Origin of the sequence: Mesorhizobium sp. M4A.F.Ca.ET.050.02.1.1 (assembly GCF_003997725.1) — a bacterium.
Taxonomy (GTDB): Bacteria; Pseudomonadota; Alphaproteobacteria; order Rhizobiales; family Rhizobiaceae; genus Mesorhizobium.
Genome location: NZ_RZSG01000108.1, coordinates 1 through 11,977, shown reverse-complemented (window position 1 = coordinate 11,977; position 11,977 = coordinate 1). Strand labels below are relative to the sequence as shown.

The window sequence follows — 11,977 nt, the reverse complement described above, 5'->3', positions numbered from 1 at the left end:
GGGTGGGATGGATCTGATCTTCTGTTCGGAAGTGCTCTACTATCTGGATGATCTCGCCGAGCTGCGGCGCATCGCCAAAAAATTCGCCGAAGCATTGGCGCCTGGCGGCAGTTTCATCAGCGCGCACGCATTCGTGCTGCGTGACAATGTTGAAAGGACGGGCTTCGACTGGAACACATTCGGTGCAAAAGCGATCTCGGAGACGCTGGCAGCGACCGAAGGTCTCGTGCTCGAGCAATCGATCCAGACCGAGCTCTACCGTATTGACCGCTTCCGCCGGCTGTCGCCGGACGATGTGGCGACGGAACCGGTGATCGATTATGTGCCAATCCGCGCGCCTATCGAAATCAGCGTCGCGCGAAATATCGTCTGGGGCGGGGCGCGGGCCTTGCGCCGCGACGTCGCGCGTAACGAGCGGCGGCAGCGTATCCCTGTCCTCATGTATCACAGCGTCTCCGACGATGGTCCGGCCGCGCTCGCCCGCTTTCGGCTCACGCCCACCGCATTCGCCAGCCAGATGAGATGGCTGCGCGCCAATGGCTTTCACGCGATTAATTCCGAGCAGTTGGAAGGGTTCATCGCCAACCGCAGCCCTTTCGTTGGCCGCCCGGTGCTCATCACCTTCGATGACGGCTTCCAGAACTTTGCCGACCATGCCTGGCCGACCTTGCGCGCGAACGACCTGACCGCGGAAGTGTTCCTGGTGACGGACCTGGTGGGTGAAAGCGCACGCTGGGACGCCGAGATCGGCCCGCCGACGCAGCTTATGGACGCCGGGACGGTGCGACGCCTCTCCGCCGAAGGTGCGTTCTTCGGAAGCCATCTGGCGACGCATCGCGCCATCGATGGTCTGTCGAGTTCTGGCCTGGCCGCCGAGCTCCTGCGCTCTCGTATGGTCATCGAACGGTGGATCGGTCGGCCAACCACGGCGTTCGCGGCGCCCTTCTCTGTCACCGACCGAAGGCTTGGCCGGCTGGCCAGGGAGTGCGGCTATCGGATCGGCTTCGGCGGTAGACACGGGCCGGCGGACCTCGATTGCGATCCCATCGACCTTCCGCGCATCGAGGTTCGCGGGGATCGCTCGCTCGATGACTTTGTTGCCATTGTCGAGGCGGTGCTCGAATGATGCGACTGGATCAGACGCCGCCCTCGCTTGCGGTTGCGCACCAGAACATCCCCCTGAAATAGGGCCTGACGTGAGAGGCTCAGGTCGCCTTGATTCCTGCCTGGCCGATCTTGCGCCATCGGGCGTTTTCACGAACCAGTTTCAGGTCTTCGGTCGTCTCGGCAAATGTCCGCAATCGGTATTGCCGAAGCAAGTCCGGGAAGAGCGCCCCCTCCGGCAAGCCGGCAAGCTGCTCGCGGACCGAGGTCTTCTCATCAATGACCCGAGTGCCCCAGGCATTTTCCCGTACCTGCAGCTCCGCAGCCAGATCGCGCTCTTGCGGCACGTTTTCGTCTAGCGCAGCCAGCAGGATCGAGTGGAAAAGCGCTACATAGCCGATCTGCCTCAGGCCGCCCACGACCCGCACCCGCGGCAATATGGCAAGGGCGAGGAACATCAGGAACAAGTTCGGCAGCAGCACGCCATCCAGCAGCGCCTGCCCAAGCTGCGGCCGCTCGAACGGGATGGAAAGACCATGCGGCCTGTCAGGCTCGATCAGGTGCCCGTTCTTCAGCACGAGCTTGCGTACTCGCTGCTCGCGGATACCCCAGAAATAGTCCGTGGCATTGGGCAGGAATCTGCCGAATGGTCCCGATGCGGCCTCTTGCAAGGCATGCTCGAGGCGCTGGCGTCTTGCGGGCTCGATGAGCAGCTTGGAAAGAAGGCTGCCGTCATCTTCCAGATGCCGCGCTACAGCAACCGCGGCGAGCCGATCATCGATGAAAACCGGCAGGGCCATGCCGGAACGATCCCAATTGGTGACCAGATCCTCGTTGAGGGCTGTCAGCGCATCGGCAGCGGTTCCAAACACCTTGTTTTGGCTGGCAAGCAGCGTGCCCAGCCAGCGGCTGGCATCGGTTTCATCGCCGACTGCTTCGAGCGCACGCTTGTTGAGGGAGACGGGACCGGCCGCGCAGGCGCTTTTGCGGCACAGTTTGTGGCGGCCCATGCCAAACAGGTTGACCTTGTCGTCGCCGACATCGAGCCAGCCCGGCCCCTCCCGGCCAATTGTCTCCATGGTCATCGTCGTTCCCATGAAAGCGAAGAAGGCCGACAGCCCGCTTTCGACCGCGCCGAGCCAGGCAAGCAGGAGGGCATCGAAGGTGATCCGGTCCATCAGAAGCAGGCAATGCAGGCCGGACTGAATCACCGGTCTGTGCTCGAACTCTTCGAGGGCCTTGCCGATCTCCTCAGGCTGCACAATCACACTGAGGCGCTGATGCAGGACTTCGCGCAGGATCGAGCGGGCAGCGATCGCCGGGCCTGATGCAGGCCTTGCCACCGGCCGCCACAGATGGCGGGCGTAATCGGAAACCTGTGAATTCCAGTTCTGCTCGATGTCACGCACCACTTCCGGGCAGAGCAGCGAAAGCACCGCCAGAATTTCCGCCGGGGGCGTAGGGGGTGGATCAAAGACGGCGGTCATTGGTCCCGTCTAGCCGCTTGCGGTGCAAACGCCAAGGGAGACCAGACAGTTAAGACCATACAGCGGATCCTAGAATCGCAGCCGGGCCATGCTCAGCAGGTCGTGGTACTGCCCGTCGGTAAAGCCGGCCTTCACATGCCGACCTTCGACCTCGAAACCGTGGCTGGTGTAGAGACGGATGGCCGGTTCGTTGTCGGCATAGACCGTCAATTCGACCCGTTTCAGGGCCCGCCAGTTGTCGGCCACGTCAAGCAGCGCGCCAAGTATGGCAGAGCCAATGCCCTTGCCGACAAAGGCATCGTCGACGCCGATGTTGATCTCGCCGATATGCGAACGGCGCGGCGAACCCTGCACGACCAAGCTGCCATGGCCGACGACCTTGCCGTCCAGCTCCGCAACGATCCAGGTGGTTTCCTGGCCGGACTTGGCGATGCGCCGCTCCACCTGCTCCACCCTCTCGAAGGGCATCCTGAAAGTGCCCCAGCGGAAGCCCGGCATGTTGAAGATCGTGCAAAGCGCCTCCGCATCGCTTGGCCGCACGGGTCGGAGCTGCGGCTGGATTTTCTCGGAGGATGGCGAAGTCGTGCTGTTCATGGCGTTCCCGGCTAGAGCAATTCCAGGAAAGTGTAAGCGGTTTTCCGCCCGGAATTGCGTCCGAACAAAGATAGAGCAGTTCGCCGTTTCCTTTGGAACGATGAAATGCTCTATGGTAATCGGCTGGGCACGATGCACCGGACGTCACCTGAAAATCCAGCCGTCTCTGCAATCTATGATGCCGATTGCGAGCCAAAGTAACGAGAGGCGACGTACAGTTTGAAGACGCCGCTGATGCCGATCCAGCCGAAAAGGGCGAGCCACGCCAATGTTCCGGTCGCCGTCCAGCCGATCCGGTGCACCGCGGCGTCGGTGATGACGAGGCCAAGGATGGCAAGCAGGCCAACCAGAAACTGCGCCAGGCCGAGCACCAGCAGTTCCTCGCGCGGCGCGCTTCTCCACACAAGATATATGCCGCCCGCACCGGCGAGGAAGATGGCGCTATAGACCTGAGCGTGGAAGGCATCGACCGGCCATGGCCAGGTGCTGCTGAATGTCAGGGGAAACAGCAGCAGGCCGACGCCATAGAGCCCAAGGATCGCCGATTCCACCGGCATGTAGCCGCGCCATGCGGCGCTTAACGTCACGCCTTTTGCCGAAGGACGCGCCCTGGCCCGCCACAGGAACACCCCGGATACCGCGACCGAGCCAAGATAGACCAAAAACCAGAGCCACGGTGCTTTGCGCTCGAAGTTGAAATAGCCGAGATTGATGAATGAAGCCGCCGACACGATGACGGTGAAGATGAAGGCCATGACGAGCACGAGCCTGCCGGGCGACCAGCGATTCCACAACAGGAGCGCCGCCATCACGACCATTTCGGCGGTGTAGAAGCCGCCGAGGAAGCGGGCATTGAACGGCGTGACGGCCCAAGGCCAGCGCGGCTTGACCAGCACAGGCGCGAAAAACAGGCCCGCGCCCACGATCAAGACGATGATGACCGCCACAGAGAAAAGGCGCAGGGCCGCGGGAAACGGTGGGTTGTTGGATGTCGGCATGGGAGCGAGCCCCAAAGATGAATGCCTATATACCATCAAAGTGCCGCTTGCGGCCGGTGAAAATCTGCCGAATGGGAATTGAACTGTCACCAGGCTCATCTATTCGAATGGCCGTACGGTCCGTTTCGACGTAAAATGGGGCACTCGGACCAAAGCGCGGTCCGGTCAACTCGCCTCGAGGGCGCATTTTCCGGAGCCTGCACGATGAACGAAGCCCAGGATCTGTTCTCGCTTCTGCGGCAATCGACCGATGTCGATCCACTGGCAATCGAAGCGATCAAGCGAACCATCGCGGAGGGCGAGGACCGTGAACTTTGCCGCATCAATACGCTGGCCTTCGCCAGCAAGCATGGCCTCGACGAGGAGCGCGCCATAAGCGCCTTTCTCCATGCTGCGCGGGTCGGCATCTTCGACATTTCCTGGAATGTCCTGTGCCCCGGCTGTGGCGGCGTGCTCGACACCAACGCCACGCTGAAAACCCTTCAGAAGGACGAATACAGCTGCGCACTGTGCTCGCAGGGCTATTCGCCGACCCTCGACGAGATGGTCGAGGTGACATTCACCGTCAGTCCCCGCATACGCAGGATTGCGGCCCACAATCCACACGAACTGCCGATGGTGGAATATTTCCGCCAGATCTACTGGGCGTCCGGCGTCGATGTCCCGGATGAGGATTTCGCGAAAAAGCTGGAAGCGTTCTCGCTGGAGGATATCGAACTAGCGCCCGGTGAAAAGGCGGTTCTGCCCATACAGCTTCCGTCCGAATTCATTATCGTCTTCGAGCCGGTCACCCATTCAGCGCAGTTCATCGACGTGAAGGGCGAACCAACAAAGGAGCGCCGAAGTCTCTCTTTAGTCTTCGACCGCGACCATATCCAGAACCAGACGCTGGAGATGCAACCTGGCCCGTTGCGCATTTCGCTGGAAAACAGGACCGAAACCCGCGTGCTGCCGACGGTCTTCATCGCCGGCGAGGCATTGCATGATTTCCTGGGCAAACGCCGGCCCTTCCTCACCGCCAAGCGCCTGCTCACCAACCAGACGTTCCGCGATCTCTATCGCACGGATACACTCGACATCGACCAGCGCCTGAAGATTACCAGCCTGACCTTCCTGTTCACCGACCTGCGCGGATCGACCGCGCTTTACGAGCGGGTGGGCGACCTTGCGGCCTTCGATCTCGTGCGCGCGCATTTCCAGATTCTGCACGAGATCGTGGCGGCGGAGGCCGGCGCGGTGGTAAAGACGATCGGTGATGCGGTTATGGCGACCTTCGCGACGCCCGATCGTGCGATTGCCGCGGCCCTCAGGATGCGCGATGCGATGCGTGCGCTCAACGACACGAGCGGGCGCGAGGATTTGCTGCTCAAGATCGGCGTCCATGCCGGCCCCTGCATCGCCGTGTCTTTGAACGAGCGGCAGGATTATTTCGGCCAGACGGTCAACATTGCGTCGCGGGTCCAGAACCTTGCCAACGCACAGGCGATCTTCGCCACTCGCGCGGTGGTCGACGACAATCTCACCGCCGACCTGTTGCACAGGAACGCGCTGACGCCCGTAGCCCACGAGGTCTCGCTGCGCGGCATTGAGCGAGAGATAGCAGTATATACGATCCCTTGAAGACCTGAGTCGTTCCGGCTCTTACACGCGCCTATAGATAAAATAACGATCTGCGGGCACCGAAGGCGGCGGCAAGAGGCGCTGCAACTGCGGGTGGTCGAGCGGCGTGCCGCTGACCGCGATGCCGCCGACGCGAAGCAGGCGCGCGGTCAGATCGGGAAGCCAGGTAGCGGTCACTGCATCGCGATCTTCATAGCCGGTGCCAATGTCGGCATGAACAAGGGCGGCGTCTATGCCAATGAACCTGTTCGCCGTCTCGCGTATTTCGCCGAGCACAAGGTTTTCAGCTTCGGGGATTGAGCTGGCGTGCGCGGCGAGCGCGCGGTCGAATGCCACGATCCGGCGTCCGGGCAGGTGCTCGCGCAGATGATGGAACGTCCGGCCGTTGCCGAGGCCGAGTTCGAGCACGGGGCCCTCGATCTTCGCCACCCCCGCGCAGACTTGATCGAGAATGTCGCGCTGTGCGGTCAGCCTGCGGATGAAGCTCTCGAGGCGAGACATATGCGTCTGTGTCCTGAACCGGCTCAAGTGATCGGCAATGCCCGCGACCATAACGGTTCACGGGTTAAACCCCCGATCGAGCCTCGCCGCATATAGAGGCGAACGATCAACACCGCAACAACCGAACAGGCTGCCAACAGGGGTCTTGCCGGTGCAGCCGGCGGGCCCGGCGCGCGGCGGGACAGCGATGTCACTTGTAGGGGTCTGCGGCGTCCCGCAAGCCGTCGCCTAGGAAGTTGAACGCCAGGATGACGAGAATGACGGGGAGCATCGGCAAAAGCAGCCATGGATAGAACGCGATCACGCTGACGCTGCGCGCCTCGGTGAGCAGGATGCCCCAGCTGGTTATCGGCGCCCTCAGTCCGAGCCCGAGGAAGCTGAGCGCCGTCTCGCCCAGGATCATGCCTGGTATGGAAATCGTCGCCGTCGCGATCAGATGCGACATGAAACCGGGAATGAGGTGCCGCCGGATAATGCGGCTGCTGCTGGCGCCCATCAATTGCGCGGCCAGAACGTAATCCTCCTCGCGCAAGGCTAGAAGCTTTGAACGCACTGCCCGCGCCAGTCCGGTCCAGTCGAGCAGCCCGAGGATGACGGTGATGCCGAAATAGATCAGGATCGGACTCCAGGTCATCGGCATGATCGCGGCCAGAGCCAGCCATAGCGGAATGCTGGGAATCGATTGCAGAATTTCGATTATCCGTTGAACGATCAGGTCGAAGATACCGCCGTGATAGCCGGCCAGGCCTCCGATGACTATGCCAAGCAGGAAGCTGAAACTGATGCCGACGAGCCCGATTGTCAGTGAAATGCGTGCGCCATAGATGACGCGCGAGAAGACATCGCGCCCTAGCCTGTCAGTGCCGGCAAGAAAGAGCTGGCCGTTTTCGGCAGGGCAGACAAGGTGCCTGTCACCTTCGATCAGACCCCAGAACCGATAACCGTCGCCCCTGCAGAAGAAGCGGATCCGCTGTACATCATCCTGTCTCTCGATGTAGTTCCGCTTGAGCGTGTCCATATCCAGCGTCATCTGGCGGCCATAGACGAACGGCCCGACGAACTGGCCGTTGTGGAACAGGTGCACCCGCTGCGGCGGCGAATAGATGTAGTCCATGTTGCGCGTGTGCAGATTGTAGGGTGCCAGGAACTCGCAGATCAGTATCCCGAAATAAAGCGCTGCCAGGAACATGCCGGATATAAGGGCAAGCCGATGCCGTCGGAATTTCCACCACATCAGCCGCAACTGTGACGCCTGAAAAACCTTCGACTGCTCCGGCGTCATCGCCTCGACCGACTGCAGGTCAAAGGGCGCGATGGAAACGTAGTGTTGCAGTGGGGCACCCGGAGCGGGCAGCGGCGATTGCGTGTTCATTTGGTGCTGCCGCCCTGCAAACGAATTCGTGGATCAAGCAGCGCCAGCGCCAGGTCGGAAATCAGGACTCCGATGACCGTCAGGAAAGCGAGGAACATCAGGAACGACCCCGCCAGATACATGTCCTGGCTCTGCAGCGCCTTGATCAGCATCGGCCCGGTCGTTTCCAAAGACAGCACGATCGCCGTGATTTCAGCGCCGGAGATAATGGCCGGCAGGATGGAGCCGATGTCCGAAATGAAGAAATTAAGCGCCATGCGCAGCGGATATTTGACCAGCGCCTTAAAGGGATGAAGGCCTTTGGCGCGCGCGGTCACGACATATTGCTTGTGTAGCTCATCCAGCAGGTTGGCGCGCAGCCGCCGGATCATGCTTGCCGTGCCCCCGGTGCCGATGATCAAAACCGGGATCCAAAGATGGGCGAGGATCGACTTCGCCTTGGCCCAGCTCATCGGCTCGCTGAGATATTGCTGGTCCATGAGATGGCCGATGGACGTGCCGAACCAGATATTGGCGAAATACATCAGGATCAGCGCCAGCATGAAGTTCGGAATGGCAAGGCCGAGAAGGCCGAAGAAGGTCAGGCCGTAGTCGCCCCAGCTGTATTGATGCGTGGCGGAGTACATGCCGATCGGAAAGGCGATGAGCCAGGTGAAGACGATCGTGACGAAGGAAACCAGCACGGTCAGCCACATTCGCTCCCCGACGACGTCGCGAACTGGCAGCTCATATTCGAAGGAATAGCCGAAATCGCCGTGCAGCATCCCGCCGACCCAGTAGAAGTAGCGAATGATCGGCGGCTTGTCGAAACCATAGTCCTTGCGCATCATCTCGATGCGATCGGAATCCACCGCTTCGCCCTGAGCCCGAAGCTCGGCAACATAGCTGTCGAAATAGTCGCCAGGGGGAAGTTCGATGATCGTGAACACCAGCGCCGATATGACCAGCAGCGTTGGAACCATCACGGCGATGCGCCAGACAATATATCGAAGCACGCTCAGGTCTCTCCAAGCCAGAATGTATCCGGCATGTAGACACCGAAATAGGCTGTCGGGTCGTAGCCGTAGAGCGCCTTTTCAGGCAGATTGCGCAGCCGCGAGGATGCCAGAACCGGCTGATGCGTTCCGTTCACCGTGCCGATCGAGAACACCTGATCGGTGTAGATCGACAGCATTGAATTCCAGATTTCGGCGCGCTCCGTGGCTTCGGTCGATGCATTCCAGCGCTTGAGCAAAGCCATCAACTCGACCACAGGCGCAAGATCGGGCGCCTCGCCGAGCGTGCCGTGAGACAAGTAGTGAGCACCCCAGAGCGGCCATTGCAGCTGGTCGTCGATGGTGGGGGCCAGCTGGTACGGGTTCATGTCGGCGGTCGGCACGCCATTGTCGATGCCCGACCACATCGACATCATGATCTGGCCGCCAAGCGCGCGGCTGCGGAAGATGTCGCGCTGCGAAGTCCGGATAAACAGCGCAATGCCGATCTTGCGCCAGTGATCGGTGATGAGTTCGAGTGCGTCGGTTTCCAGCGTGCTTTCGCCGGCCGTTTCCACGATGATCTGCGCCGGGCGTCCATCGGGAAGTATCCGCAGGCCGTCATCGTCACGCGTCTGAAGCCCGACCTCGTCGAGCAGGGCATTGGCCTGGTCGGGGTCATGGGCGACCCAGGCTTTGGCAAATTCCGGCCGGTAGAGCGGGCTCTCCGGCAGGACCGTATCGGCACTTTCCTGCGCCAATCCGTAGAACACGGCCATGTTGATCTCGCGCCTGTCCACAGCGAGCGAAAGTGCGCGGCGCACGCGAACGTCGCGAAGAAGGCCACGCCACACCTGGTCGGCGCAATTCAGATTGGGTAGCAGCGCCAGCCGCGAACCCTGTGTGCGTTTCCAGAGATGCATCTTCACCGGGTACCGCTTCTCCGCGTCCTTCAGGAAGGCGTAGTCGGCGAAGTCAATTCCCATGCTTTGCAGGTCGCTCTCGCCCGCACCGGTCTTGGCGGAAATGATCGCCGACGAGCTGACATTCATGACGATGCGGTCAACATAGGGTAGTTGCCGGCCATTCTCGTCTATTCGATGAAAGAACGGGTTCCGCTCGAAGACGAACTGTTCGGCCGGCGGCTTGGTCCGGTTCTGCCAGGGATCGAGCGTCGGCAGATCCGGGTTCTCCGGGCGATACTGCCGCGACATGCGGATATGCAGGAGCGTCCATTTCTTGGCCCGGTTCTCCTTCATCAGGCCGGCGAGCCGGAATGGATCCTGATATTTCTTGTGGAACTGCTTGAGATAGGCGGCCGGCAGAACAAGCGATAGCGGCGAAGCAGCAGCGAGCTTGGGCAGGAAGTCGGGATTGGGCGCATCCCAACTATAGCGGACCGTCAACGGATCGACGATGTCGAAGCGCGGCGGCTTGCCGTCAGCCAGCAGGGCTGGGGCGAGCCCGCCTTGCGAAAGCTCATCGTTCAGCCAGACATCTTCCCAACAATAGCGAAAATCCTCCGGCGTCAGCGTGCCACCGTCAGACCATTTATGCCCTTCCCGTATCTTGAAAGTGAAGACGCGATCATCCGCTACGTCGAAACTTTCGAGAATGTCGGGTTGCAGGTTGAGCTTTTCGTCATAGCCGACCAGGCGAGCATACCCATAGATCGTCATCAGCCGGATATCTTTCTGGCTGCCGATGATCGTGCGCAGCGCGCCGCCATACTGGCCGGGCTGCCGGCCGATCGCAGCGAGATTCAACGCGCGCGGGCGCTTCGGCAGACGTTCGGCGAGTGCCGGCAGCGCCCCGGCCTGCAGCCGCGGCTGAAGAAATTCCGGCTCCAGATCGCCGGCGCTTGACGTATTCGGCAGAAATGCCGAAGCCATGAGCCCAAGGACGGTGCGCCGGCTGATCAAGGGCGTAGCTCGCTGACATCGGCCGAACGTCGGGCCAGCACGAGGTGGCCGCCGCCAAGGTCGAGCGGCGACAGCGTATCCTCTTCGCCCTCGTCGCGGAATTGCGGTCCCCAAGCGCTGGTGTCGGAAGCGCCGCCGAGCTTCAGCGTCTTGAAATCCATCGGCCTGTCGAGATCAGGGAAAGGTACTGCGGCAACCAGTGAGCGTGTGTAGGGGTGGATCGGTCTCCTAAGCAGAATTTCGCGCGGCGCAAGCTCGACGATACGCCCGCCGCACATGACCGCGATGCGGTCTGCCATGTAATCCACCACCGCCAGGTTGTGGGATATGAACAGGTAGGTCAGACCCAGTTCCTTCTGCAGGTCCTTCAGAAGGTTCAGTATCTGCGCCTGGACAGAGACATCGAGCGCCGAAACCGGCTCGTCGCAGATCAGGAGTTCAGGCCCCAGCGCCAAGGCGCGCGCAATGCCGATACGCTGACGCTGCCCACCGGAGAAACTGTGCGGATAACGCTTGATAAAGCGCGGATCGAGCCCGATTGCCTGCATCAGGCTCTTCACCGTGGCAAGTCGGGACGCGGCATTGCCACGTTGATGGATTTCCAACGGCTCGCTCAAGATGTTCTCCACCGTCATGCGAGGTGAAAGCGACGAAACCGGATCCTGGAAGACCATCTGGATTTTCGCGCGCAGCATACGCAGGGCATCTCCCTCGCCTTCCAGGACGTCGATCGGCCCATCGCGGCCGTTGAAGATCACAGAGCCGCCGCTAGGGGTGACAGCCCGCATAAGGATCTTGCTGACGGTGGTTTTGCCGCAGCCGCTTTCGCCGACCAGACCCAGGCACTCACCCCGCCTGATATCGAAGCTCACGCCGTCCACGGCACGAACAGAGGTTTGATGATCCCCGCCGAACCATCCGGACTTGCGGATAGTGAAGGTCTTTTTCAGATCCCTGACCGACAGCAGGAGGTCGTCCGGCCCCTTCGATGCCGGCGCCGTCTGCTCGCCGAGCAGGTTCCCGACATTCACCGGCACCTCGCGGAGCGCCTTTAGCCTTTCGCCAGGCTTCAGGTCGAAATGCGGAACGGCTGCCATCAGACCCTTAAGGTAAGGGTGGCCTGGCCGGCGGAATATCGCCTCGACGGGTCCCGCTTCCATGATCTCGCCATGGTACATGACCACCACCTCGTCGGCGACATTGGCGACCACGCCGAGGTCGTGCGTGATCAGCAGCATCGCCATGTTCAGCTTTGTCTGAAGCCCGCGCAGCAATTGCAGGATTTGCGCCTGGATGGTGACGTCCAACGCCGTCGTCGGCTCGTCGGCGATCAACAGGGCGGGCCGGCAGATAAGCGCCATGGCGATCATCGCGCGCTGACGCAATCCTCCCGAAAGTTCAAAGG

At 61.3% G+C, this 11,977-nt stretch carries 10 protein-coding genes; 2 read left to right on the top strand and 8 right to left on the bottom strand.

Annotated elements, in window-relative coordinates; genetic code table 11:
• Nucleotides 1–1,126: polysaccharide deacetylase family protein (locus EOA33_RS10630; protein WP_145989106.1), on the top strand; the 1,126-nt coding region annotated here is incomplete at its 5' end.
• A gap of 79 nt (nt 1,127–1,205) precedes the next feature.
• Here EOA33_RS10630 and EOA33_RS10625 read toward each other — a convergent pair.
• The 3 genes from EOA33_RS10625 to EOA33_RS10615 all read right to left on the bottom strand — a co-directional run bounded on the left by EOA33_RS10625 (nt 1,206) and on the right by EOA33_RS10615 (nt 4,183).
• The gene (locus tag EOA33_RS10625; protein ID WP_126058891.1) at nt 1,206–2,591 is read right to left on the bottom strand and encodes a hypothetical protein; all 1,386 of its coding nucleotides are present in this window, start codon (nt 2,589–2,591) and stop codon (nt 1,206–1,208) included.
• Nucleotides 2,592–2,660: 69 nt separating this feature from the next.
• Nucleotides 2,661–3,185: a GNAT family N-acetyltransferase gene (locus EOA33_RS10620; protein WP_126058890.1), complete on the bottom strand. Its 525-nt coding sequence runs from the start codon at nt 3,183–3,185 to the stop codon at nt 2,661–2,663.
• Between the two features lie 173 nt (nt 3,186–3,358).
• On the bottom strand, nt 3,359–4,183 hold the full coding sequence (locus EOA33_RS10615; protein WP_126059399.1) for a hypothetical protein: 825 nt from the start codon (nt 4,181–4,183) through the stop codon (nt 3,359–3,361).
• Between the two features lie 204 nt (nt 4,184–4,387).
• Here EOA33_RS10615 and EOA33_RS10610 point away from each other — a divergent pair, with 204 nt between their 5' ends.
• Nucleotides 4,388–5,803, top strand: a complete 1,416-nt coding sequence (locus EOA33_RS10610) for an adenylate/guanylate cyclase domain-containing protein (RefSeq protein ID WP_126058889.1) — start codon at nt 4,388–4,390, stop codon at nt 5,801–5,803.
• A gap of 21 nt (nt 5,804–5,824) precedes the next feature.
• Here the strand turns inward: EOA33_RS10610 and EOA33_RS10605 are convergent, their stop codons facing one another.
• From EOA33_RS10605 to EOA33_RS10585, 5 genes are all read right to left on the bottom strand, one after another.
• On the bottom strand, nt 5,825–6,304 hold the full coding sequence (locus EOA33_RS10605; RefSeq protein WP_127405593.1) for a class I SAM-dependent methyltransferase: 480 nt from the start codon (nt 6,302–6,304) through the stop codon (nt 5,825–5,827).
• Nucleotides 6,305–6,494: 190 nt separating this feature from the next.
• Nucleotides 6,495–7,676: an ABC transporter permease gene (locus EOA33_RS10600; RefSeq protein WP_126058887.1), complete on the bottom strand. Its 1,182-nt coding sequence runs from the start codon at nt 7,674–7,676 to the stop codon at nt 6,495–6,497.
• A complete protein-coding gene (locus EOA33_RS10595; protein ID WP_126058886.1) occupies nt 7,673–8,671 on the bottom strand; it encodes an ABC transporter permease in 999 nt (332 codons plus the stop codon). Before EOA33_RS10595 ends, EOA33_RS10600 begins: the two co-directional genes overlap by 4 nt.
• Nucleotides 8,672–8,673: 2 nt before the next feature.
• Nucleotides 8,674–10,572 (bottom strand): ABC transporter substrate-binding protein, encoded by a 1,899-nt coding sequence (locus EOA33_RS10590; protein WP_127405592.1) that lies wholly within the window; start codon nt 10,570–10,572, stop codon nt 8,674–8,676.
• A partial coding sequence (locus tag EOA33_RS10585; RefSeq protein ID WP_145989105.1) for an ABC transporter ATP-binding protein occupies nt 10,569–11,977 on the bottom strand: 1,409 nt, incomplete at its 5' end. The genes EOA33_RS10590 and EOA33_RS10585, both read right to left, overlap by 4 nt.

Excerpts from the sequence above, each read along its gene's own strand:
- EOA33_RS10625 (WP_126058891.1), bottom strand. The coding sequence starts at position 2,591 with ATGACCGCCGTCTTTGATCCACCCCCTACGCCCCCGGCGGAAATTCTG.
- EOA33_RS10620 (WP_126058890.1), bottom strand. The coding sequence starts at position 3,185 with ATGAACAGCACGACTTCGCCATCCTCCGAGAAAATCCAGCCGCAGCTC.
- EOA33_RS10615 (WP_126059399.1), bottom strand. The coding sequence starts at position 4,183 with ATGCCGACATCCAACAACCCACCGTTTCCCGCGGCCCTGCGCCTTTTC.
- EOA33_RS10610 (WP_126058889.1), top strand. The coding sequence starts at position 4,388 with ATGAACGAAGCCCAGGATCTGTTCTCGCTTCTGCGGCAATCGACCGAT.
- EOA33_RS10605 (WP_127405593.1), bottom strand. The coding sequence starts at position 6,304 with ATGTCTCGCCTCGAGAGCTTCATCCGCAGGCTGACCGCACAGCGCGAC.
- EOA33_RS10600 (WP_126058887.1), bottom strand. The coding sequence starts at position 7,676 with ATGAACACGCAATCGCCGCTGCCCGCTCCGGGTGCCCCACTGCAACAC.